Below are 22295 nucleotides of genomic sequence, written 5' to 3' on the forward strand. Positions count from 1 at the left end.
TGCAGCGGCCAGCCGCTGCGCAGGCCGCCTGATACGAATGTCAGATGAGGGTCACTCGGAAATGACGTCGGCACCCTCAGGAATCTCGAAGGTGAACATGTCGGCGTTGAGCGGCTGATTCATCTTCACGCCCATGAAGAGGATATTGGTGCGCTGACCGACGCTGTCGATCAGCTGCATGTCGTTGATCACGCCGCTACGGAACGACAGGCGCAGATTATCGAACAACGTGTCCTTGGCCTTGGGCTTGAGGGTGAAATCCACAACCTCACCGGCCTCCTTGTGGGAAACCTCGAAGTTCTCGCTGATGGTCGACACGTCACCGGAGAGCAGTAGCGCCGGGGTATGCGTCAAGCGCTGGTCGAGTTGCTGGACGGTGACCTGCTCCAGGTCTGGGTCATACAACCAGACCTTCTCGCCGTTGGAGACCAGCAGCTGCTCCATCGGTGCATCGGTGTGCCAGCGGAACTGCCCGGGGCGCTTGAGCGCCAGTTCACCGGAGGTTTCCTGCAGCTGGGTGCCGCTGCCGTCGAGCGACAGCTGCGAGAAACGGCCGGTCAGGGTTTCAGCCTGGTTCAGCAAATCAGTCAGTCGTTTGGTGGATGCAGCCTGGTCGGCGTGTGCCGGGGCCAGGGCAACCATCAGGACAGATGCACACAGCAAACGGATCAATTGCATTTAGCCCTCGAAGCGATTCAATCGCGCATAGGCGGCGGCGCGATGACTTCGCGCGAGCCATTGGTGTTCATGGATGTCACCACGCCAGCCATTTCCATGGCCTCGATCATCCGCGCGGCGCGGTTATAGCCAATCTTGAGTTTGCGCTGCACGGCGGAAATCGACGCACGGCGGCTTTCAGTGACGAAGCGAACGGCCTCGTCGTATAACGGGTCTTCTTCGCTGCCCTCTCCGCTGCCTTCGCCACTGCTACCATCGAAGCCGCTACCCGCCTCTTCGGCGCCAGCAAGAATGTCTTCAATGTAGTCAGGCGCGCCACGGGCCTTCCAGGCCTCGACCACCCGGTGCACTTCCTCATCGGAAACGAACGCGCCATGGACACGAATCGGCAGGCCGGTGCCCGGCGGCAGGTAGAGCATGTCACCGTGCCCCAGCAACTGCTCGGCACCACCTTGGTCGAGGATGGTGCGCGAATCAATCTTGCTGGATACCTGGAATGCCATTCGGGTCGGAATGTTGGCCTTGATCAGGCCGGTAATCACATCCACCGACGGACGCTGGGTGGCAAGGATCAGGTGAATACCCGCCGCGCGTGCCTTCTGTGCGATACGCGCGATCAGCTCTTCGACCTTCTTGCCGACGATCATCATCATGTCGGCGAATTCGTCCACCACCACGACGATGGTCGGCAGGGATTTCAGCGGCGGCGGCTGGTCATCCATGCTCTCGCGACGGAACAGCGGATCGGTAAGCGGTGTGCCCGCCTCTTCGGCTTCCTTGACCTTGCGATTGAAGCCCGCGAGGTTACGCACGCCCATGGCCGCCATCAGCTTGTAGCGCCGCTCCATCTCGGCGACGCTCCAGCGCAGTGCGTTGGCCGCCTCCTTCATGTCCGTGACGACGGGGCAAAGCAGGTGCGGAATGCCTTCGTAGATCGACAGTTCAAGCATCTTGGGATCGATCATGATCAACCGCGCCTCTTCCGGCGTGGACTTGAACAGGATCGACAAAATCATCGCGTTGACGCCCACCGACTTACCGGAACCAGTGGTACCAGCCACTAGCAGGTGCGGCATCTTCGCCAGGTCGGCGATGACCGGCTTACCGCCGATATCATGGCCGAGTGCCAGGGTGACCGGCGATTTGGCGTCGTCGTAGGGGGCCGAAGACAGCACCTCGGAGAAGCGCACGATCTGACGATCCTCGTTGGGAATCTCGATGCCTACAGTGGTCTTGCCCGGAATCACTTCGACCACCCGCACGCTGATCACTGCCAGTGAGCGCGCAAGGTCTTTGGCCAGATTGGAGATACGGCTTACCTTCACACCGGCTGCCGGCTGGATTTCGAAGCGGGTGATCACCGGGCCTGGATGTACAGACTCGACGATGACCTCTACACCGAACTCCTTCAGCTTGATCTCCAGCAGCCGCGACATCGCTTCCAGCGACTCAGGCGAGTATTGCTTCTGCTGTTTCTCGGCAGCATCGAGTATCGAGATCGGCGGCAGGCTGCCCTCGATCAGCGGATCGACAAACAGGTTGGCCTGCTTTTCTTTCAGCACGCGCTTGCTCGGTTCGGCGGCTTTGGCAGGAGCAGGCGGAGCGATCACCGGAGCCACACGCTTGTCGCGCTCGCTCATGTGCTTGGCCAGGGACTCGTCACGTTCGATGATGCGCTCCTTGACCTTGGCCTGCTCACGACGGTCGCGCACCATCGGTGCAGCCACCTCGCTCACGACATCGTCGACCTCTCGCAACTGGGCGACCATCTGCTTGCGCTCGGCGCGGGCGCTCCACCAACGACTGAAGAAGCTCTGGATCAGCTCGATGAGGTCGAGAGTGATCTTGCCGGTGATGTCCATCACTTTGAACCAGGACAGATCGGTGAACACCGTCAGGCCGAACAGGAAAAACGCCAACAGCGCAAGGGTGCTGCCCTGTACGTTAAGGGACAGAACGGCCAACTGACCGAGGCTCTCTCCCAGCGCACCGCCGGCAGACGCGGGCAAGCCAGGAGCGGCCTGGAAATGGATATAGGCCAGCGCGGACCCGGACAGGACCAGGAACACCAGACCGATCAGGCGCCAGGAGAACAGCCAGCCGTTCCACACCCAGGGCTGATGACGCGCGCGGAACACTTGCCAGGCCTTGACGCCAAGCAGCAGGGGAAACAAATAGGCGAAATAGCCCAGCGCCATGAACAGAACATCGGCAAACCAGGCGCCGGCACGGCCGGCAGCGTTGCGGACCTGATCGACATTGCTGGTGTGGGTCCAGCCAGGATCGCCCGGATCGTAGGTAAGCAACGCCATCCACAGGTAGACGCAGAGCGCACCGAGCGCTATCAACGCGCCTTCCTTGAGGCGATAGTGCAATTGTTGTCGCCAGACGGTTGCCGGCGCGGTAGATGAGGAATTCTTCAAAACGCTTTCTTTCCTGCGCCTGCGGCGCGATGAACCGTAGTCAGCCAGAACCCCGGCATTGTACGGGTTTGTCGATTCGATGGCATGCAGGTTCCGCGGCGGCTTGGGCTTTTGCCGATGCTTCGGTGTAGCATAAACGCCCGATTTCCCGACGCGGCTCGACTGGAGCACGCTTCTCTATTTGCAACAAAGGCTTATGAGGGCTTTTTATGAGTGAAGTCAAGCATTCGCGTCTGATCATCCTCGGCTCCGGCCCGGCCGGATATACCGCTGCGGTATACGCTGCCCGCGCCAATCTGAAGCCACTGATGATCACCGGCATCCAGCCGGGCGGTCAGCTGACCACCACCACCGAAGTCGACAACTGGCCCGGCGATGTCGAAGGTCTGACCGGCCCGGACCTGATGGTCCGCATGCAGAAGCACGCCGAGCGCTTCGACACCGAGATCGTCTTCGATCACATCCATACCGCAGAGTTGCAGCAGCGCCCATTCACCCTACGCGGCGACAGCGGCGTCTATACCTGCGACGCATTGATCATCGCTACCGGTGCCTCGGCACAATACCTCGGCCTGCCCTCTGAAGAGGCTTTCGCTGGCCGCGGTGTATCGGCCTGCGCCACCTGCGACGGCTTCTTTTATCGCAACCAGGTCGTCGCGGTGATCGGCGGCGGCAACACTGCGGTCGAGGAAGCGCTGTACCTGTCCAACATTGCCAAGGAAGTCCACCTGATCCACCGCCGCGACAAACTGCGGTCGGAGAAGATCCTGCAGGACAAGATCATGGACAAGGCGGCCAACGGCAACATCCGCCTGCACTGGAACCATACCCTCGAGGAAGTACTCGGCGATGCCAGCGGCGTGACCGGTGTCCGCTTGAAGAGCACTCTCACCGGCGAAGAGAACAAGCTGGATCTCGCCGGCGTATTCATCGCCATCGGCCACAAGCCGAACACCGACCTGTTCCAGCGCCAGCTGGAAATGAAGGATGGCTACCTGAAGATTAGAGGTGGCGGCGAGGGTGATGCCACCTGCACCAGCATCCCTGGCGTCTTCGCTGCTGGTGATGTGGCTGATCACGTCTATCGCCAGGCGATCACCTCGGCCGGTGCCGGCTGCATGGCCGCTTTGGACGCAGAAAAGTACCTCGACAACTGATCTAGTGGCGGGCCTCGGCCCGCCCTCCCCTACCTGCATTTGCGTGGCGACATGCTGACCTGGCTAAAGCGCGACGATCTCTGCTTCCCCCCTCTCGAAGCGGCTTTGCGAGAACCCAACGGCCTTTTGGCTGCTGGGGGTGACCTTAGCCATGAACGCCTGCTGGCCGCCTATCGCCACGGCTGCTTTCCCTGGTACCAGGATGGGCAACCGTTGCTGTGGTGGTCTCCCGATCCGCGAACGGTGCTGTTCCCGAACGAACTGCATGTGTCTCGCAGCCTGCGCAAGCGCATCCGTCAGGGCGAATTCCAGGTGACCTTCGATCAAGCGTTTACCGACGTGATCCAAGGCTGTGCCGGGCCTCGTAGCTATTCAGACGGAACCTGGATCACCACACCGATGCAGCAAGCCTATGTTCAGTTGCACGAAATGGGTGTCGCGCATTCGGTGGAAGTCTGGCAGGAGCAGCATCTCGTCGGCGGACTCTACGGACTGGCAATCGGTAAGCTATTTTTCGGCGAGTCGATGTTCAGTCACGCTACCGATGCGTCCAAGGTTGGATTCGTCACACTGGTGGAACAGCTGCGTGACTGGGGTTTTGTCCTGATTGACTGCCAGATGCCGACACGTCATCTGGAAAGCTTTGGCGCCCGCAGCATTGCGCGTGAGCAATTCGCCGCCGCACTTGCCGAGCATCTGGATCAGCCCAGCGCAGCCGACTGGCGCGCCTAGTCGGCTACCGCAAGCTGACCTACACTCAGCTCATGATTTCTGAGAGTTGACCATGACTTCACTGGCTCGCCTCAAGTTCTACGCCACACAGCCCCATGCGTGCAGCTATCTGCCCGATGAACAGGCCACCACGCTGTTCCTCGACCCTAGCCAGCCGATGGACGCGCAGGTGTACGCGGAACTCTCCGAGATGGGCTTCCGGCGTAGCGGCGATCACCTCTACCGCCCCCATTGCCAGCGGTGCTCGGCCTGCATTCCGGCTCGCATTCCGGCAAGCTCGCCAGAGCTCAGCCGGCAACAGAAACGAATCCTCAAACGCAACGCTGACCTGCAGGTACGTTGTGTTCGCCCGGCGTTCAGCGAGGAGCTCTACACGCTCTACGCGACCTACATCGAAAAGCGCCATGCGGACGGCGACATGTACCCCCCCAGCCGCGAGCAGTTCAATACCTTCCTCGTGCGCGACCTACCGTTTTGTCGATTCTACGAATTCAGGCTGGATGGACGACTGCTCGCAGTCGCCGTCACCGATGTACTGCCCAATGGACTGTCCGCCGTTTACACCTTCTACGATCCCGAAGAAGAACGGCGCAGCCTGGGGCGCTACGCGATTCTCTGGCAGATCGGCGAAGCAGCGCGTCTCGGCCTGAAGGCCGTGTACCTCGGGTACTGGATCAAGAACTGCCGGAAGATGAATTACAAGACCGAATATCGCCCCATCGAACTGCTGGTCAACCAGCGCTGGGTGACGCTCAGCTGAAGTCCTTGGCTCATCGACCCATTTCGGGCACAATGCTTGCCGCTTTTGCCCGCGCACGCATGCGCCGGGTCACTCATTTGGACACCGAGGACTTTACTGAATGTCGAAAGAAGACAGCTTCGAAATGGAAGGTACTGTCGTCGACACCCTGCCTAACACCATGTTTCGTGTGGAGTTGGAAAACGGGCACGTCGTTACTGCGCACATCTCCGGAAAGATGCGCAAGAACTACATCCGGATTCTTACCGGTGACAAGGTTCGCGTGGAACTGACCCCCTACGATCTGAGCAAGGGTCGCATCACCTACCGCGCCCGCTAGGCGAGCCGCGAGAAAAATGCCCGGTTTATGCCGGGCTTTTTTGTTGCAGCAGCAAACAGCCGGAAACGGACGCACGCAATGCCGGAACGAAAAACGCCCGGCCGAAGCCGGGCGCTCGATTCCATCAAGGGTCAGGCCAGCTCTGCAGTGGTCTCGAATTCGAAGAACGGCTCGCCGCCCCGAATATCGATGTGAACCACGCCACCATGTTCGGCCAGCTCACCGAACAGGATCTCCTCGGCCAACGGCCTCTTGATCTTGTCCTGAATAAGCCGTGCCATCGGCCGCGCACCCATCTGCGCATCGTAGCCATGCTCCGCCAGCCAGCTGCGCGCAGCATCTGACACCTCCAACGTCACATGCTTGTCTTCGAGCTGCGCCTGCAGCTCGATCAAGAACTTGTCGACGATGCTCTTGATGACTTCGTGACTCAGACGGCCGAACTGGATGATGGTATCCAGACGATTGCGAAACTCTGGCGTAAAGCTCTTCTTGATGACCTCCATCGCGTCAGAGGCATGATCCTGCAAGGTAAAACCGATAGAAGCCCGCGCCGCGGTCTCCGCACCAGCATTGGTGGTCATGATTATGATCACGTTGCGGAAGTCGGCCTTGCGACCGTTATTGTCCGTGAGCGTGCCATGATCCATGACCTGCAGCAGCAGGTTGAAGACCTCGGGGTGCGCCTTTTCGATTTCGTCCAGCAACAGCACGCAATGCGGCTGCTTGGTGATGGCCTCAGTCAACAAGCCACCCTGGTCGAACCCAACGTATCCCGGAGGCGCACCGATCAGACGAGATACAGTGTGACGCTCCATGTACTCGGACATGTCGAAACGGATCAGCTCGACGCCCAGCGCTCGAGCCAGCTGGCGTGCAGCCTCTGTCTTACCCACGCCGGTAGGCCCGGCAAAAAGGAACGATCCAACCGGCTTGTCCGGAGCCTTCAATCCAGCACGTGAAAGCTTGATGGCTGTGGCCAGCGAGTCGATCGCATCATCCTGGCCAAAAACCGTGAGTTTCAGATCGCGCTCGAGGTTACGCAGCAGCTCCTTGTCAGAACTGCTGACGTGCTTCGGAGGAATCCGCGCAATCTTTGCCACGATGTCTTCGACCTGTTCGACATCAATGCACTTGACCCGCTGCTCTTCCGGCTGCAGGCGCTGATAGGCGCCCGCCTCATCGATCACGTCGATGGCCTTGTCAGGCATATGCCGATCATTGATGTAGCGCGAGGCCAATTCTGCCGCGGCACGAAGCGCCTCATCGCTGTATTCGATGTTGTGATGCTGCTCGAAACGCCCCTTAAGGCCACGCAGAATGCCGATCGTGTCTTCGACTGAAGGTTCGCTGACATCGACTTTCTGGAAGCGACGCGCGAGGGCGCGATCCTTCTCGAAGATCCCACGGAATTCCTGGAAGGTCGTAGAACCGATGCAGCGGATTTCACCGGAAGAAAGCAAGGGCTTGAGCAGGTTCGACGCATCCATCACGCCGCCAGACGCAGCTCCGGCACCGATGATCGTATGTATCTCATCAATAAAAAGAATGGCATGCGGCCGCTTGCGCAACTCTCCGAGCAACGCCTTGAAGCGCTTCTCGAAATCACCTCGATACTTCGTACCCGCCAGCAGCGCACCCAGATCTAGCGAGTAGACGACGCTATCAGCGAGCAGGTCCGGAACCTGATTATCCACTATGCGTTTTGCCAGGCCCTCAGCAATAGCGGTCTTACCGACGCCAGCTTCACCTACGAGAAGCGGATTGTTCTTACGCCGACGCGCGAGAATCTGCGCGACACGCTCGACTTCGTTCTCACGCCCAACCAGCGGGTCGATCCGTCCTTGACGCGCCAGCTCGTTCAGATTGCTCGCATAGGCATCCAGAGGATTGCCCGACGCACCCGGCTCGCCACCGTCCTCATCCTGCATCTCCGCATCGTTCTCCGGGCTACCAGCATTGCCAGGCACCTTTGAAATACCGTGAGCAATGTAGTTGACGACGTCGATACGCGCGACGTTCTGCTGCTTGAGAAGGAATACGGCCTGGCTCTCCTGCTCGCTGAAAATCGCGACCAGCACGTTTGCCCCGGTCACTTCCCGCTTGCCAGAGCTTTGGACATGGAATACGGCACGCTGCAGTACGCGCTGAAAGCCAAGCGTAGGCTGGGTTTCGCGCTCCTCATCGTGCTGTGGAATTAGTGGAGTGGTGGAATCAATGAACTCCTGCAGATCATGGCGCAGCTTGTCCAGGCTCGCGCCACAGGCCCGCAGCACGGTGGCTGCCGCTTCATTGTCCAGTAGGGCCAACAGGAGGTGTTCAACCGTCATGAATTCATGACGTTTGGTACGTGCCTCTTTGAAAGCCAGATTCAGAGTGACTTCGAGCTCACGGTTCAACATAGCTTTCACCTCTTCTCCAGCAGTCGGAGTTAACCGTCCTTCTCGATCTCACAGAGCAGCGGGTGCTGGCATTCCCTTGCATATTGATTCACTTGCATCGCTTTGGTTTCGGCTACGTCGCGCGTATAGAGCCCGCAGACGGCCTGCCCCTCGGTATGGACGGCCAGCATGATCTTGGTGGCCTGCTCCCTGCTGTGATTGAAAATGCCTTCCAGCACCTCGACGACGAAATCCATCGGTGTGTAGTCGTCATTGAACATGACAACTTTATACATCGGTGGTGCCTTTAATTCCGGCTTGGCCTCCTGGACAGCGAGACCAGACGCGTCGTCTTCGTCCCGTTGAGGCCGGTCCTGATTGAATGTTAGTCGAATCTGAGCAAATGCATGCATGCGCATAACGGTTCTAGGTCGTGGCGCGGGGGCCAGATAAATATGGACAGCTTCGCAGCCAGCTGACGAGTCGCCTTGACTATCGGCAAAACGGTGATACAAACAGTATGTGCCTACAAGGGCAAACGGGTTGCGCAACATGAGGCCTCGGGCTGCATAAGCGCGGAATGAAATGGATGTTACTCCAGTAATGGACTCCTTTGCAGAGGGATAACAGCATGCTAAGCGGTAAGGTCAAGTGGTTCAACAACGCCAAAGGCTACGGGTTCATCGTAGCAGACGGCGGCGATGAGGACCTGTTCGCCCACTACTCGGCCATCCAGATGGAAGGCTATCGAACTCTGAAAGCTGGGCAAGCGGTCATGTTCAACATCCTGCAGGGTCCGAAAGGCCTTCACGCAACCGACATCAGGCCACAGCAGGCCGTGTCCGAGGCGACGACCCCTGCTGCTGCCCAAGGCGTCTCGACGGTAGATGCCTGATTTGTCCTGAAACAAAACAAAAAAAGGCCGATCATCTGATCGGCCTTTTTCATTCCACACCTTACATATGGCTGATCATCGCGTCGCCAAATTGCGAGCATGACATCAACTGGGCGCCCTCCATGAGACGCTCGAAGTCGTAGGTGACGGTCTTGGCGGCGATAGCGCTCTCGGTCGACTTGATGATCAGGTCTGCCGCTTCCACCCAACCCATATGGCGCAGCATCATCTCAGCCGAGAGAATCAGCGAGCCCGGATTGACCTTGTCCTGACCGGCGTACTTCGGCGCGGTACCATGCGTAGCTTCGAACATGGCGACCGTGTCAGAAAGGTTTGCCCCGGGGGCAATACCGATACCACCGACCTCAGCGGCAAGCGCGTCGGACAGGTAGTCACCGTTCAGGTTGAGTGTTGCGATGACGTCGTACTCGGCCGGGCGCAGCAGGATCTGCTGAAGCATGGCATCGGCAATGGCGTCCTTGACTACTATGTTCTTGCCGGTGTTAGGGTTCTTGAACTGCATCCAGGGCCCGCCATCCAGCAGCTCGGCGCCAAACTCGTCGCGGGCCACTTCATAGCCCCACTCCTTGAAGGCACCCTCGGTGAACTTCATGATGTTGCCCTTGTGGACAATGGTGACGGAGCTGCGGTCATTGTCGACGGCGTACTGCAACGCCTTGCGAACGAGACGCTTCGTACCTTCCAGTGAAACCGGCTTGACCCCAATTCCGCAGTTTTCGGTAAAACGGATTTTCTTGACGCCCATTTCCTCGGTAAGGAACTTGATGACCTTCTCCGCTTCCGGGGAGCCTGCCTTCCACTCGACACCGGCGTAGATGTCTTCGGAGTTCTCCCGGAAGATCACCATATCCACGTCGCCCGGCTTCTTGACCGGGCTCGGCACACCGGTGAACCAGCGAACCGGACGCTGGCAGACGTAGAGATCCAGCTCCTGGCGCAGCGCAACGTTCAAGGAGCGGATGCCACCGCCGACCGGAGTGGTCAGGGGGCCTTTGATCGACACGACGTAATCGCGGACAGCTTCGAGGGTTTCCTTCGGCAGCCAGGTGTCCTGATCGTAGACCTGCGTAGCCTTCTCGCCCGCGTAGATCTCCATCCAGGCAATCTTGCGCTTGCCGCCATAGGCCTTCTGAACAGCGGCATCCACGACCTTGATCATCACCGGGCTGATGTCGACGCCGATACCGTCCCCTTCTATATAAGGGATGATCGGGTTGTCGGGGACGTTCAGGGTGTTATCGGCGTTAACGGTAATTTTGTCACCGCTGGATGGCACCTGGATCTTTTGGTATCCCATGCTGGACTCCGTCTTCGTGGTTAGACATCGATCATCTTTGAGGGTAACCCACTCGAATTGCCTGAAACTACATGTTCGTTCGTCGTATGCGCAATGCCGTTCTGCCCGAGGCAGGCTCGATGGTATACTGCCGCGATGACTCACAAGTCATAAGGGACGAACCTGTCTTGTACAAGTCCCGCCCCTTGAAACCTCAGAGTCGCTACCGCGGCTCGGCGGTTCAAATGCTCGACACTCTATTGGTGCATCCATCATCACCGCGGCGAATCCCCCTTCTGGTTTCATCTAGACGGAGAGCCAGAGCGCCTATCCGGCGCACTCGGGATTCTGTGCACGCCCTGCAAGAAGAGAGTTATCGCTAAATGTCCACCCCTTCGAAGATCATCTATACCTTCACCGACGAAGCCCCTGCGCTGGCTACCTATTCGCTTCTTCCTATTGTAGAAGCCTTCGCCGCCTCCGCTGACATAGCCGTCGAAACACGCGACATCTCTCTTGCAGGGCGCATTCTTGCGAGCTTTGCCGACCAGCTCGACGCTGACAAGAAAGTCGACGACGACCTGGCCAAGCTTGCCGAGCTGACCGTTCAGCCCGATGCCAACATTATCAAACTGCCCAACATCAGCGCTTCCGTGCCGCAGCTCAAGGCCGCCATCGCCGAATTGCAGGCCCTGGGCTACAACATCCCCAACTTCCCGGAAGACCCGCAGACCGATGCGGAGAAAGATACCCGCGCCCGCTATGGCAAGGTACTCGGCAGCGCCGTGAACCCCGTGCTGCGCGAAGGCAACTCCGACCGCCGCGCTCCGGCCGCCGTGAAAGCCTACGCTCGCAAGCACCCGCACTCGATGGGCAAGTGGAGCAAGGCTTCGCAGTCCCATGCCGACTACATGCGTGGTGGCGACTTCTTCTCCAGCGAGCAGTCGATCACCATGGACAAAGCTGGTGATGTACGCATTGAGTTCGTCGGCAAGGACGGCAAGGTCGAGGTCAAGAAGCAGCTGTCTCTGCAGGAAGGCGAAGTGCTCGACGGCATGTTCATGAGCTGCAACAAGCTGCGCGCCTTCTTCGAAGACACCCTGCAGGACTGCAAGGAAACCGGCGTGATGTGGTCCCTGCACGTCAAGGCCACCATGATGAAGATCTCGCACCCGATCGTCTTCGGTCATGCGGTCAGCGTTTACTACAAGGATGTGTTCGACAAGTACGGCGAGCTGTTCAAGGAACTGGGCGTCAACCCGAACAACGGTATCAGCAGCGTCTACGACAAGATCAAGTCGCTGCCGGTCTCGCAGCAGGAAGAAATCCTGCATGACATCCATGAGGTTTACAGCCACCGCCCTGAAATGGCGATGGTCGACTCGGTCAAGGGCATCACCAACCTGCACATCCCGAGCGACGTCATTGTCGACGCCTCGATGCCGGCGATGATCCGTAACTCCGGTCAGATGTGGGGCAAGGACGGCAAGCAGAAGGACACCAAAGCGGTAATGCCGGAGAGCACCTACGCCCGCATTTACCAGGAGATGATCAACTTCTGCAAGACCAACGGCGCCTTCGACCCGGTCACCATGGGCAGCGTCCCGAACGTCGGCCTGATGGCACAGAAAGCCGAGGAATACGGTTCGCACGACAAGACCTTCGAGATGCAGGCCGACGGCACCATGCGCGTCGTTCTGGCCGACGGCACCGTGCTGATGCAGCACGAAGTCGAGAAAGGCGACATCTGGCGCGCTTGCCAGACCAAGGACGCCCCGATCCGCGACTGGGTCAAGCTGGCCGTGACCCGTGCTCGCCAGTCGAACACCCCGGCGATCTTCTGGCTTGACCCGGAGCGCGCCCATGATCGTCAGTTGCAGAACAAGGTCGAAACCTACCTCAAGGATCACGACCTGAGCGGTCTGGACATCCGCATCATGGATTACAACGAAGCCATCCGCGTCAGCATGGAGCGCATGATTCGTGGCCAGGACACCATTTCGGTGACCGGCAACGTTCTGCGTGACTACCTTACCGACCTGTTCCCAATCATGGAACTGGGCACTTCGGCCAAGATGCTCTCAATCGTTCCGCTGATGGCGGGCGGCGGCATGTACGAAACCGGCGCCGGCGGCTCCGCACCAAAGCATGTGCAGCAGCTTGTAGAAGAGAACTACCTGCGCTGGGATTCCCTGGGTGAGTTCCTTGCTCTGGCTGTGTCCCTGGAAGAAACCGGAATCAAAACCGGCAACAGCAAGGCCAAGATCCTCGGCAAGACCCTTGACCAGGCCACCGGCAAACTGTTGGACAACAACAAGTCACCGGCGCGCAAGGTTGGTCAGCTGGACAACCGCGGCAGCCACTTCTACCTGGCTCTGTACTGGGCGCAAGCTCTGGCCGCCCAGGACGAAGACGCCGAACTGAAGGCCCGCTTCACCCCGCTGGCCAAGCAGTTGACCGAGCAGGAAGCGACCATCGTCGCCGAACTGGCCGAGGTGCAAGGCAAGCCGGTGGATATCGGTGGCTACTACCGCTCCAATCCGGAACTGACCAGCAAGGTGATGCGCCCCAGCGCAACCTTCAACGCAGCCCTGGCCGCGCTGAACGCCTGAATCGACGCTTGAGTGTTATCACGAACCCCGGCCTGGTGCCGGGGTTCGTGCTTTCTGAACGGAGGTGACTGTTATCATCCCGTCATTTACACAAGGCAGCTCTTATGGACTGGCAACCGCATATCACCGTCGCGACCGTTATCGAAGACCAGGGACGCTTTCTGTTGGTAGAAGAGCTCAAGGCGGGCCGACTCGTACTCAATCAGCCTGCTGGGCATCTCGAGGCCAATGAGAATCTGCGCCAGGCGGCTGTACGGGAAACTCTCGAAGAAACCGGCTGGGAGGTCGAGCTTATTGGCGTTGTGGGAATTTATCTGTACACCGCGCCCAGCAATGGCGTGACCTATCAGCGCGTATGCTTCGCCGCCAGAGCCCTGCAGCATGATCCGCAGCGTCATCTCGACGAGGGCATTGTCGCGGCTCGGTGGCTGAGCCGCGACGAGCTGGACGCGCAACCTGAACGCTGGCGCAGCGAACTGGTGCCCCGCTGCATCGATGACTATCTGACCGGGCCGCTGCATTCGCTCGACGTGATTCGCAACTGAACGCGGCTTCGTCATGCCTGCTGCAGCCTGATAGAATTCCGCCCCTTTACAGAGTCTCAGCGTGCTCCTATGTCTGTAACCACCCTCACCGCCCCGGAAAAAACACGTGTCATCGTCGGCATGTCCGGCGGAGTGGACTCTTCCGTTTCCGCCCTCCTGCTGCTCGAGCAGGGCTATCAGGTCGAAGGCCTGTTCATGAAGAACTGGGAAGAGGACGACGGCACGGAATACTGCACCGCCAAGGAAGACTTGGCCGACGCCCAAGCGGTGTGCGATCGGATCGGCATCAAGCTGCATACGGCGAACTTTGCAGCCGAATACTGGGACAACGTCTTCGAACACTTCCTTGCCGAATACAAGGCGGGACGCACACCGAACCCGGACATCCTTTGCAACCGGGAGATCAAGTTCAAAGCCTTTCTCGACTACGCATTGATGCTTGGGGCGGACCTCATCGCGACCGGCCATTACGTGCGTCGTCGCGACGTGAATGATCGTAGCGAGCTGCTCAAAGGGCTGGACCCGAACAAGGATCAGAGCTACTTCCTGCATGCGGTCGGCGGTGAACAGCTGAGAAAGACGCTGTTTCCTGTCGGCGAGCTGGAAAAGCCCGAAGTGCGGGCGATCGCCGAAAAGTACGGGCTTGCCACGGCGAAGAAAAAGGATTCCACCGGCATCTGCTTCATCGGCGAAAGGCGCTTCAGCGACTTTCTCAAGCAATACCTTCCGGCCCAGCCCGGCAATATCGAAACCATCGATGGTGAAGTGATCGGCCGTCATCACGGCTTGATGTATCACACCATCGGTCAACGCCAGGGCTTGGGCATCGGTGGCCTCAAGGATGCTTCCGACGAACCCTGGTACGTGCTGAGCAAGGACCTGCAGCGCAACGTGCTGGTGGTCGGCCAGGGCAACGATCATCCGTGGTTGTTCTCGCGCGCGCTGCTGGCATCGGAAATCTACTGGGTGAACCTCATCGACCTCAGCGCTCCGCTCCAGCTGACCGCCAAGGTCCGCTATCGCCAGAGCGATCAGGCCTGCACGCTGGAAAAGACGGCAGACGGCTATCGTGCCGTCTTCGAATCGCCACAACGGGCGGTGACACCGGGCCAGTCGGTCGTGTTCTACGACGGCGAAGTCTGCCTTGGCGGCGGCGTGATTGAGCAGGCCGAACCCTGGTTCGAGGGTCGAGCATGAATACGCTCGACGAACAACTGATTGCACTCGGCGCAGTGTTCGAAGCCGCAACGTTGGCGGACCGCATCGCTCGCACCGGCCAGGTTCCGAACGCCTCGCTCGGCTGCATGCTGGGCAGCCTGCTGGCCCGCAATCCGGAAACCACACTGGAAATCTACGGCGGTGATGACCTCAATCTGCGTGATGGCTATCGCGCTCTGGTCGGTGCCTTGGAGCGCGACAGCAGCGCACTGCAGCGAGAACCACTGCGTTACGCACTGGCGATGATCGGTCTGGAGCGCCAGCTGGACAAGCGCGACGACATGCTTCAGGTCATTGGCAGCCGTCTGGATCAGATTCAACAGCAGGTCGAGCACTTCGGCATCACCCACGAAAATGTCGTGGCCTCGTTCGGCGGTTTGTACCAGGACACCCTGAGCACATTTCGCCAGCGCATTCAGGTTCAAGGCGACATGCGGCACCTGCAGCAGACGGACAATGCAGCCAAGATTCGCGCCCTGCTGCTCTCCGGAATTCGCTCGGCACGTCTGTGGCGCCAGCTCGGCGGGCACCGTTGGCAAATGATCTTCAGCCGCCGCAAGCTGCTCGGTGCGCTCTATCCACGGCTGCGCTCGACCCAGGATGACGACCGCTAACGGTGGCGAATGTACCGGGCCCACCCGGTCCATTCGTGTATAATCTGCGCCCTCTTTTCGTTGCCTGACTGTCCGAGAATGCCTTCTATGCAGCTTTCCTCGCTCACGGCGGTTTCCCCCGTCGACGGCCGCTACGCCGGCAAAACCAGCGCCCTGCGCCCGATCTTCAGCGAATTCGGCCTGATTCGTTGCCGCGTCCAGGTCGAAGTCCGCTGGCTCCAGCGCCTGGCAGCCCACCCAGGCATTCCGGAAGTCCCCCCCTTCTCCGCCGAAGCTAACTCGGTGCTGAACCAGCTGGCCGAGAACTTCCAGCTGGAGCACGCCGAGCGCGTGAAGGAATTCGAGCGAACCACCAACCATGACGTAAAAGCCGTCGAGTACCTGCTCAAGGAGCAGGCCAAGCAGCTGCCGGAACTGGCCAAGGTCAACGAATTCATCCACTTCGCCTGCACCAGCGAAGATATCAACAACCTCTCCCACGCGCTGATGCTGCGTGAAGGCCGCGACAGCGTTCTGCTGCCGCTGATGCGCCAACTTGCCGAATCGATCCGCAGCCTGGCCGTGCAATTCGCTGACGTACCGATGCTCTCGCGTACGCATGGCCAGCCGGCGTCGCCGACGACGCTCGGCAAGGAGCTGGCGAACGTGGTGTACCGTCTGGAGCGCCAGATCGCCCAGGTCGCCGCCGTTCCGCTGCTGGGCAAGATCAACGGCGCAGTGGGCAACTACAACGCCCACCTGAGCGCCTATCCTGAGATCGACTGGGAAGCCAACGCCCGCGAGTTCATCGAAGGCGACCTCGGCCTGACATGGAACCCCTACACCACGCAGATCGAGCCGCACGACTACATTGCCGAACTGTTCGATGCCATCGCCCGGTTCAACACCATCCTCATCGATTTCGACCGCGACGTCTGGGGCTACATCTCGCTCGGTTACTTCAAGCAGAAGACCGTTGCTGGCGAGATCGGCTCGTCGACCATGCCGCACAAGGTCAATCCGATCGACTTCGAGAACTCCGAAGGCAACCTGGGTATCGCCAATGCACTGTTCCAGCACCTGGCCAGCAAGCTCCCGATCTCCCGCTGGCAGCGTGACCTGACCGACTCCACCGTGCTGCGCAATCTTGGCGTCGGCTTTGCCCACAGCGTCATAGCCTACGAAGCGAGCCTCAAGGGTATCGGCAAGCTGGAGCTCAACATCGCCCGCATCGCCGAAGACCTCGACGCCTGCTGGGAAGTGCTGGCCGAACCGGTACAGACGGTCATGCGCCGCTACGCCGTGGAAAACGCCTACGAAAAACTGAAGGACCTGACCCGCGGCAAAGGCATTACCCCCGAAGCCCTGCAGTCTTTCATCGACGGTCTGGATATTCCTGCCGAAGCAAAGGCCGAACTACGCAAATTGACGCCGGCCAACTACATCGGCAACGCCGTTGCCCAGGCCAAGCGCATCTGAGTTCGACCATGTATGCACGCCCGGCTGTGCCGGGTGTTTTATTTTCAGCTCTGTATATAGAGCAAGGTGTTACGCATGACTTCTGATATTCCACTTCAAATTCTGGGCGGCATCAGCGCCCGGGAATTTCTGCGCGACTACTGGCAGAAGAGACCGCTGCTCATTCGCCAGGCCATCCCAGACTTTCAGAGCCCCATCTCGCCGGACGAACTGGCTGGCCTTTCGCTGGAAGAGGAAGTCGAATCCCGCCTGATCATCGAGCACGGCGAAAGCCCCTGGGAGTTGCGTCGCGGTCCCTTTGCCGAAGACACCTACCAGCAGCTGCCCGAGCGTGACTGGACCCTGCTGGTCCAGGCCGTCGACCAGCTGGTACCGGAAGTCGCCGATCTGATCGAGCACTTCCGCTTCCTTCCCAACTGGCGCATCGACGATGTGATGATCAGCTATGCCGCACCGGGCGGCGGTGTCGGCCCGCATTTCGACAACTACGACGTATTCCTGCTGCAGGCGCATGGTCAGCGCCGCTGGCGCATCGGGCAGATGTGCGACAGCGAAAGCCCGATGCTGACCCACGGCGATCTACGCATCCTGGCCGAATTCGAAGGCACCGATGAATGGGTGCTGGAACCCGGTGACATGCTTTACCTTCCGCCTCGCCTGGCCCACTTCGGCACCGCAGAGGATGCCTGCATGACCTATTCGGTCGGCTTCCGTGCCCCTAGCGCTGCCGAGGTACTGACCCACTTCACCGACTTCCTGGCGCAGTTCCTGCCGGACGAAGATCGTTACAGCGACGCCGATCTGCAACCGAGCGACGACCCCTACCAGATCCAGAGCGACGCACTGGATCGATTGAAAGCGCTGCTTGCCGAGCACATGAGCGACGAGCGTTTGTTGCTCACCTGGTTCGGTCAGTTCATGACCGAGCCGCGCTATCCGGAGCGGGTGGAGGGGCCTGAGCTGGAGGAGATCGATCTGCGCTCGGCAATCGAAGATGGCGCCCTGCTGGTCCGCAACCCGGCGGCACGCCTGGCCTGGAGCGAAGTCGACATCGGCCTGCTACTGTTCGCCAGTGGCCAGAGTCGCCTGCTTCCCTCTAAGCTGCGCGAACTGTTGAAACTGATCTGCTCGGCTGATGCGTTGCACGCCGATAATATCGGCGACTGGCTGAGCGACGACGATGGCCGGGGGCTTTTGTGCGAACTGGTCAAACAAGGAAGTCTGGAGTTTGCTGATGAATAGCGTTCAGGTACGGATCGCCGACTGGCAGCAGGACAACGCCGAATTGCGGCGCATTCGGGAGGCCGTGTTCATTGCCGAGCAGGCCGTTCCGCCCGAGCAGGAGTGGGATGCCGACGATAACGAAGCCGTACATTTTCTCGCCCTCGAGGGCGACTATCCGATCGGTACCGCACGGTTGCTGGCCGACGGGCAGATTGGCCGGGTAGCAGTCCTGCGCGACTGGCGCGGCATGAACGTGGGCGATGCGCTGATGCGCGCCGTCCTTGCGGAGGCGGAGCGCCGGGGCCTGACGGAGCAGACACTGACTGCGCAGGTTCACGCCACCGCCTTCTATGAGCGACTTGGTTTTGAAGTGGTCAGCGATGAGTTTCTCGAAGCCGGAATCCCCCACGTCGACATGCTCCGCCGGAGCCACTGAGGCCGTATGAGCGACAGCGCCCCTGACGAAAGTAGCGATCAGGCCGAACTCCCGGCCATAGACTTTCACTCTCCGGGGCGTTTTGCCGTTCACAACCCCCAAGCCGACCTTCCCGAGCCTCTCGCTTGGAGAGCGGCCGCCTTTGAGCTTGGACAGGACACCGAACTGCAACGCTTCAGCGAACCCAACGAGGTTCGCCAGCATGCTTTGGCCATGCTGCAGCAGGCGACTCGCTCGCTGTGCATCTACAGCACGGATCTGGAACCCTGGCTTTATCATCACAGCAGCGTTCAGCAGGCGTGCACTCGCCTACTGCTGGCCCACCCGCGCAACCGCCTGCGTATCTTGATCGGCGACCCGACACGAGCGATCAAAGAAGGCCACCGTCTTCTGCAGCTTGCTCGGCGATTGACCAGCAATGTACATATCCGCAAGCTGAACCCCGATTATCCCGAGCAGAACGGCGCCTATCTGATCGCCGATGATTGTGGTCTGCTGCAACGCCCCAAGGCTGACCAATACGCCGGCTATGCCCTGTACCACGACCTCGCCCGGGTGCGCATACGCCAAGCGGAATTCGACAGGGCCTGGGAACATGGATTAGCGGATGCAAACCTGCGGAGTTTTCTGCTATGAGCCCTCGAATCTTTCTGCTGTCCGTTGCTGTCAGCATCTGTCTTCCGTTACAAGCGGCGACCGAAGTCATTCAGCTCGACAACCGCATGGCCGAAGACGTTATTCCCGTAGCGGAGTCGGTGCTCGGTGGCCAGGGGCGGGTCACAGCCTACGGCAGCCAGCTGATCGTCAATGCACCGGACGCGCTCATCAGCGAACTGCGGCAGGTGATCGATCAGCTGGACGTCGAGCCCAAGCGTCTGCTTATCAGTGTCGATGCTCAGGACTCGGCCAGCAGCTCCGCAGGCGGTTATCAGGTGGACGGCTCGGTACGCTCCGGCGACGTGGAGTTTGAAAGCGGACGCGGAGAGATTGGTGGGCGTGATCGGGTGCGAATCATCCGCCGCAGCACGAACAGCAGGGATGGCGGCGTTCAGCAGGTTCAGGCCAGCGAGGGTTATCCGGCGCTGATTCAGGTGGGCCAGAGTGTGCCGCTGACCACCCAGGGCACAGATGGCTACGGCCAGATCTACCAGCAGACGCAATATCGCGACGTTCTCCGCGGCTTCTACGCCACCGCCACAGTGCACGGCGACCGGGTGCAAGTCACCATAAGCAGTACCCGAGACCGGCTTGCGCAAGGCCGTGGTGGCGTGGTGGAGGTTCAGAACGCGGACACTCGGGTAAGCGGTCGTATCGGTGAATGGATCACCATCGGCGGCGTCGATGAAAGCGCGAGCTCCGAGCAGCAAGGCACGTTACGTCGCTATTCCACCCAGGGCGGCCAGAACCTGTCGATGCGCCTCAAGGTCGATGTTCTGGACTGAACATCAGCAGGTCCCTGACAGCCACGCCACGATGTAGTGCCCCGAAAAAAACACTACAAAACGATTGACGATGCAATTTCAGCGGAGCATTATTGCCCCGCTCCCGCTAACCAGGGGCCCTGGCAAGGGTCTCCGGGGCGTGCTCAAGCCAACCAGCCGAGCCGTTCCGTGACTGTACTGCCCACAAGGCGGACTGACGAGGTTGCGACTGGAACGAGTCGTCCTGAGGGACGGGGTAGCGATTGACGCATCAGCCAGACTGAAAGCTTCTCGTTGTTGTAGCGCACACGGCAGCCACGCCGGCTGTGGGCGCAGCAACCGGAACCAGCCCGGCGGTCGTATCCCCCCTTCTCTTGGTTCAATCCTCGTCCCGGTCGATATTTCGACGCTCTGCCGCGTGTTGCCCGCAATGATCAGCGATAGCACGTAGGTTTCGGTGGGAAAAGTCGGTGCTCAACCACACTCATTTTTGAAGGATTGAACATGTCCGCATATCAAGACGACATCAAGGCAGTTGCCGCCCTGAAAGAGCAATACGGCAGCAGCTGGGCCGCCATCAACCCTGAGTCCGTCGCTCGCATGCGCGCCCAGAACCGCTTCAAGACCGGTCTGGAAATTGCTCAGTACACCGCCGACATCATGCGCAAGGACATGGCCGAGTACGACGCCGACTCGTCCGTCTACACGCAGTCCCTCGGTTGCTGGCATGGCTTCATCGGTCAGCAGAAGCTGATCTCCATCAAGAAGCACCTGAAGACCACCAACAAGCGTTACCTCTACCTGTCCGGCTGGATGGTTGCTGCTCTGCGCTCCGAGTTCGGCCCGCTGCCGGACCAGTCCATGCACGAGAAGACTGCCGTTTCCGACCTGATCGAAGAGCTGTACACCTTCCTGCGTCAGGCTGACAGCCGCGAGCTGGACCTGCTGTTCACCGCTCTGGACGCCGCTCGCGAAGCTGGCGACAGCGCCAAGGCTGCCGAGATCCAGAACCAGATCGACAACTACGAAACCCACATCGTACCGATCATCGCAGATATCGACGCTGGCTTCGGTAACCCGGAAGCCACCTACCTGCTGGCCAAGCGCATGATCGAAGCAGGCGCTTGCTGCATCCAGATCGAGAACCAGGTTTCCGACGAGAAGCAGTGCGGCCACCAGGACGGTAAAGTGACCGTTCCCCACGCCGACTTCCTCGCCAAGATCGCAGCTGTGCGTTACGCCTTCCTCGAGCTGGGCATCGACAACGGTGTGATCGTTGCTCGTACCGACTCCCTGGGTGCCGGCCTGACCAAGCAGATCGCCGTGACCAAAGAGCCGGGCGACCTGGGCGACCTGTACAACTCCTTCCTGGATTGTGAAGAAGTCTCCGCTGCCGATCTGAACAACGGTGACGTGGTTCTGAACCGCGAAGGCAAGCTGCTGCGTCCGAAGCGTCTGCCGTCCAACCTGTTCCAGTTCCGCGCTGGCACCGGTGAAGCACGCTGCGTACTGGACTGCATCACCTCGCTGCAGAACGGTGCTGACCTGCTGTGGATCGAAACCGAGAAGCCGCACGTTGGTCAGATCGCGGCCATGGTTGACGAAATCCGCAAGACCATCCCGAACGCCAAGCTGGTCTACAACAACAGTCCGTCGTTCAACTGGACCCTGAACTTCCGTCAGCAGGTCTTCGATGCGTTCGTCGCCGAAGGCAAAGACGTTTCCGCCTACGACCGCGCCAAGCTGATGAGCGTCGAGTATGACGAAACCGAACTGGCCCAGGTTGCAGACGAGAAGATCCGCACCTTCCAGCGCGACGGTTCAGCTCACGCCGGCATCTTCCACCACCTGATCACCCTGCCGACCTACCACACCGCCGCGCTGTCCACCGACAACCTGGCCAAGGGCTACTTCGCCGACCAGGGTATGCTGGCGTACGTGAAGGGCGTTCAGCGTCAGGAACTGCGTCAGGGCATCGCCTGCGTCAAGCACCAGAACATGGCTGGTTCCGACATCGGCGACAACCACAAGGAGTACTTCGCTGGCGAAGCCGCTCTGAAGGCAAGCGGTAAAGACAACACCATGAACCAGTTCCACTAAAAATCGGTTCGCGGCCTCACCGGCC

At 59.8% G+C, this 22295-nt stretch carries 20 protein-coding genes; 15 read left to right on the top strand and 5 right to left on the bottom strand.

Annotated elements, in window-relative coordinates; genetic code table 11:
- Nucleotides 1-51: 51 nt before the first annotated feature.
- Entirely contained in the window at nucleotides 52-678 is a 627-nt protein-coding gene (gene lolA / locus LO50_RS01880) for an outer membrane lipoprotein periplasmic chaperone LolA (protein WP_044313927.1), read from the bottom strand.
- Between the two features lie 17 nt (nucleotides 679-695).
- The gene (ftsK, locus tag LO50_RS01885) at nucleotides 696-3149 is read right to left on the bottom strand and encodes a DNA translocase FtsK (RefSeq protein WP_172602807.1); all 2454 of its coding nucleotides are present in this window, start codon (nucleotides 3147-3149) and stop codon (nucleotides 696-698) included.
- A gap of 161 nt (nucleotides 3150-3310) precedes the next feature.
- Between ftsK and trxB the strand changes: the two genes are divergently transcribed.
- The 4 genes from trxB to infA all read left to right on the top strand — a co-directional run bounded on the left by trxB (nucleotide 3311) and on the right by infA (nucleotide 6069).
- A complete protein-coding gene (gene trxB / locus LO50_RS01890) occupies nucleotides 3311-4258 on the top strand; it encodes a thioredoxin-disulfide reductase (RefSeq protein ID WP_044313928.1) in 948 nt (315 codons plus the stop codon).
- A 51-nt stretch (nucleotides 4259-4309) separates the two neighbouring features.
- Nucleotides 4310-4990: a leucyl/phenylalanyl-tRNA--protein transferase gene (aat, locus tag LO50_RS01895; RefSeq protein ID WP_044313929.1), complete on the top strand. Its 681-nt coding sequence runs from the start codon at nucleotides 4310-4312 to the stop codon at nucleotides 4988-4990.
- Nucleotides 4991-5042: 52 nt separating this feature from the next.
- Nucleotides 5043-5750 (top strand): arginyltransferase, encoded by a 708-nt coding sequence (locus LO50_RS01900; protein WP_042928864.1) that lies wholly within the window; start codon nucleotides 5043-5045, stop codon nucleotides 5748-5750.
- Nucleotides 5751-5850: 100 nt separating this feature from the next.
- Nucleotides 5851-6069 (top strand): translation initiation factor IF-1, encoded by a 219-nt coding sequence (gene infA / locus LO50_RS01905; RefSeq protein ID WP_002553999.1) that lies wholly within the window; start codon nucleotides 5851-5853, stop codon nucleotides 6067-6069.
- A 131-nt stretch (nucleotides 6070-6200) separates the two neighbouring features.
- Here infA and clpA read toward each other — a convergent pair whose 3' ends face one another.
- Nucleotides 6201-8471, bottom strand: a complete 2271-nt coding sequence (gene clpA / locus LO50_RS01910; protein ID WP_014820078.1) for an ATP-dependent Clp protease ATP-binding subunit ClpA — start codon at nucleotides 8469-8471, stop codon at nucleotides 6201-6203.
- Between the two features lie 29 nt (nucleotides 8472-8500).
- The gene (gene clpS, locus LO50_RS01915) at nucleotides 8501-8863 is read right to left on the bottom strand and encodes an ATP-dependent Clp protease adapter ClpS (protein WP_003298832.1); all 363 of its coding nucleotides are present in this window, start codon (nucleotides 8861-8863) and stop codon (nucleotides 8501-8503) included.
- A gap of 218 nt (nucleotides 8864-9081) precedes the next feature.
- Between clpS and cspD the strand changes: the two genes are divergently transcribed.
- Nucleotides 9082-9345 (top strand): cold shock domain-containing protein CspD, encoded by a 264-nt coding sequence (cspD, locus tag LO50_RS01920; RefSeq protein WP_003298830.1) that lies wholly within the window; start codon nucleotides 9082-9084, stop codon nucleotides 9343-9345.
- Nucleotides 9346-9406: 61 nt separating this feature from the next.
- Here cspD and icd read toward each other — a convergent pair whose 3' ends face one another.
- Entirely contained in the window at nucleotides 9407-10663 is a 1257-nt protein-coding gene (gene icd, locus LO50_RS01925; protein WP_014820077.1) for an NADP-dependent isocitrate dehydrogenase, read from the bottom strand.
- Nucleotides 10664-11025: 362 nt separating this feature from the next.
- Between icd and LO50_RS01930 the strand changes: the two genes are divergently transcribed.
- The 10 genes from LO50_RS01930 to LO50_RS01975 all read left to right on the top strand — a co-directional run bounded on the left by LO50_RS01930 (nucleotide 11026) and on the right by LO50_RS01975 (nucleotide 22270).
- Nucleotides 11026-13254, top strand: a complete 2229-nt coding sequence (locus tag LO50_RS01930) for an NADP-dependent isocitrate dehydrogenase (RefSeq protein WP_044313930.1) — start codon at nucleotides 11026-11028, stop codon at nucleotides 13252-13254.
- Nucleotides 13255-13358: 104 nt separating this feature from the next.
- A complete protein-coding gene (locus LO50_RS01935; RefSeq protein WP_044313931.1) occupies nucleotides 13359-13799 on the top strand; it encodes an NUDIX hydrolase in 441 nt (146 codons plus the stop codon).
- A gap of 69 nt (nucleotides 13800-13868) precedes the next feature.
- Nucleotides 13869-14996, top strand: a complete 1128-nt coding sequence (gene mnmA, locus LO50_RS01940) for a tRNA 2-thiouridine(34) synthase MnmA (RefSeq protein ID WP_152623946.1) — start codon at nucleotides 13869-13871, stop codon at nucleotides 14994-14996.
- Nucleotides 14993-15631: a high frequency lysogenization protein HflD gene (gene hflD / locus LO50_RS01945; RefSeq protein ID WP_044313933.1), complete on the top strand. Its 639-nt coding sequence runs from the start codon at nucleotides 14993-14995 to the stop codon at nucleotides 15629-15631. The genes mnmA and hflD overlap by 4 nt, the downstream gene beginning before the upstream one ends.
- A gap of 87 nt (nucleotides 15632-15718) precedes the next feature.
- The gene (gene purB / locus LO50_RS01950; protein ID WP_014820072.1) at nucleotides 15719-17089 is read left to right on the top strand and encodes an adenylosuccinate lyase; all 1371 of its coding nucleotides are present in this window, start codon (nucleotides 15719-15721) and stop codon (nucleotides 17087-17089) included.
- 75 nt (nucleotides 17090-17164) lie between these two features.
- Nucleotides 17165-18331, top strand: coding sequence for a ribosomal protein uL16 3-hydroxylase (locus tag LO50_RS01955; protein WP_044313934.1), 1167 nt, complete (start codon nucleotides 17165-17167; stop codon nucleotides 18329-18331).
- Nucleotides 18324-18749: a GNAT family N-acetyltransferase gene (locus LO50_RS01960; RefSeq protein ID WP_014820070.1), complete on the top strand. Its 426-nt coding sequence runs from the start codon at nucleotides 18324-18326 to the stop codon at nucleotides 18747-18749. The genes LO50_RS01955 and LO50_RS01960 overlap by 8 nt, the downstream gene beginning before the upstream one ends.
- A gap of 6 nt (nucleotides 18750-18755) precedes the next feature.
- On the top strand, nucleotides 18756-19385 hold the full coding sequence (locus LO50_RS01965) for a DUF7931 domain-containing protein (RefSeq protein ID WP_044313935.1): 630 nt from the start codon (nucleotides 18756-18758) through the stop codon (nucleotides 19383-19385).
- On the top strand, nucleotides 19382-20191 hold the full coding sequence (locus tag LO50_RS01970) for a secretin N-terminal domain-containing protein (protein ID WP_044313936.1): 810 nt from the start codon (nucleotides 19382-19384) through the stop codon (nucleotides 20189-20191). Before LO50_RS01965 ends, LO50_RS01970 begins: the two co-directional genes overlap by 4 nt.
- Before the next feature lie 483 nt (nucleotides 20192-20674).
- Nucleotides 20675-22270, top strand: a complete 1596-nt coding sequence (locus LO50_RS01975) for an isocitrate lyase (protein WP_014820067.1) — start codon at nucleotides 20675-20677, stop codon at nucleotides 22268-22270.
- Nucleotides 22271-22295 lie beyond the last annotated feature (25 nt).

The sequence above is a fragment of the Stutzerimonas stutzeri genome (assembly GCF_000935215.1).
In the GTDB taxonomy this organism is placed as follows: domain Bacteria; phylum Pseudomonadota; class Gammaproteobacteria; order Pseudomonadales; family Pseudomonadaceae; genus Stutzerimonas.

Coding starts and splice junctions, on each gene's coding strand:
- lolA (WP_044313927.1), bottom strand. CDS start 678: ATGCAATTGATCCGTTTGCTGTGTGCATCTGTCCTGATGGTTGCCCTG.
- trxB (WP_044313928.1), top strand. CDS start 3,311: ATGAGTGAAGTCAAGCATTCGCGTCTGATCATCCTCGGCTCCGGCCCG.
- aat (WP_044313929.1), top strand. CDS start 4,310: ATGCTGACCTGGCTAAAGCGCGACGATCTCTGCTTCCCCCCTCTCGAA.
- LO50_RS01900 (WP_042928864.1), top strand. CDS start 5,043: ATGACTTCACTGGCTCGCCTCAAGTTCTACGCCACACAGCCCCATGCG.
- infA (WP_002553999.1), top strand. CDS start 5,851: ATGTCGAAAGAAGACAGCTTCGAAATGGAAGGTACTGTCGTCGACACC.
- clpA (WP_014820078.1), bottom strand. CDS start 8,471: ATGTTGAACCGTGAGCTCGAAGTCACTCTGAATCTGGCTTTCAAAGAG.
- clpS (WP_003298832.1), bottom strand. CDS start 8,863: ATGCATGCATTTGCTCAGATTCGACTAACATTCAATCAGGACCGGCCT.
- cspD (WP_003298830.1), top strand. CDS start 9,082: ATGCTAAGCGGTAAGGTCAAGTGGTTCAACAACGCCAAAGGCTACGGG.
- icd (WP_014820077.1), bottom strand. CDS start 10,663: ATGGGATACCAAAAGATCCAGGTGCCATCCAGCGGTGACAAAATTACC.
- LO50_RS01930 (WP_044313930.1), top strand. CDS start 11,026: ATGTCCACCCCTTCGAAGATCATCTATACCTTCACCGACGAAGCCCCT.
- LO50_RS01935 (WP_044313931.1), top strand. CDS start 13,359: ATGGACTGGCAACCGCATATCACCGTCGCGACCGTTATCGAAGACCAG.
- mnmA (WP_152623946.1), top strand. CDS start 13,869: ATGTCTGTAACCACCCTCACCGCCCCGGAAAAAACACGTGTCATCGTC.
- hflD (WP_044313933.1), top strand. CDS start 14,993: ATGAATACGCTCGACGAACAACTGATTGCACTCGGCGCAGTGTTCGAA.
- purB (WP_014820072.1), top strand. CDS start 15,719: ATGCAGCTTTCCTCGCTCACGGCGGTTTCCCCCGTCGACGGCCGCTAC.
- LO50_RS01955 (WP_044313934.1), top strand. CDS start 17,165: ATGACTTCTGATATTCCACTTCAAATTCTGGGCGGCATCAGCGCCCGG.
- LO50_RS01960 (WP_014820070.1), top strand. CDS start 18,324: ATGAATAGCGTTCAGGTACGGATCGCCGACTGGCAGCAGGACAACGCC.
- LO50_RS01965 (WP_044313935.1), top strand. CDS start 18,756: ATGAGCGACAGCGCCCCTGACGAAAGTAGCGATCAGGCCGAACTCCCG.
- LO50_RS01970 (WP_044313936.1), top strand. CDS start 19,382: ATGAGCCCTCGAATCTTTCTGCTGTCCGTTGCTGTCAGCATCTGTCTT.
- LO50_RS01975 (WP_014820067.1), top strand. CDS start 20,675: ATGTCCGCATATCAAGACGACATCAAGGCAGTTGCCGCCCTGAAAGAG.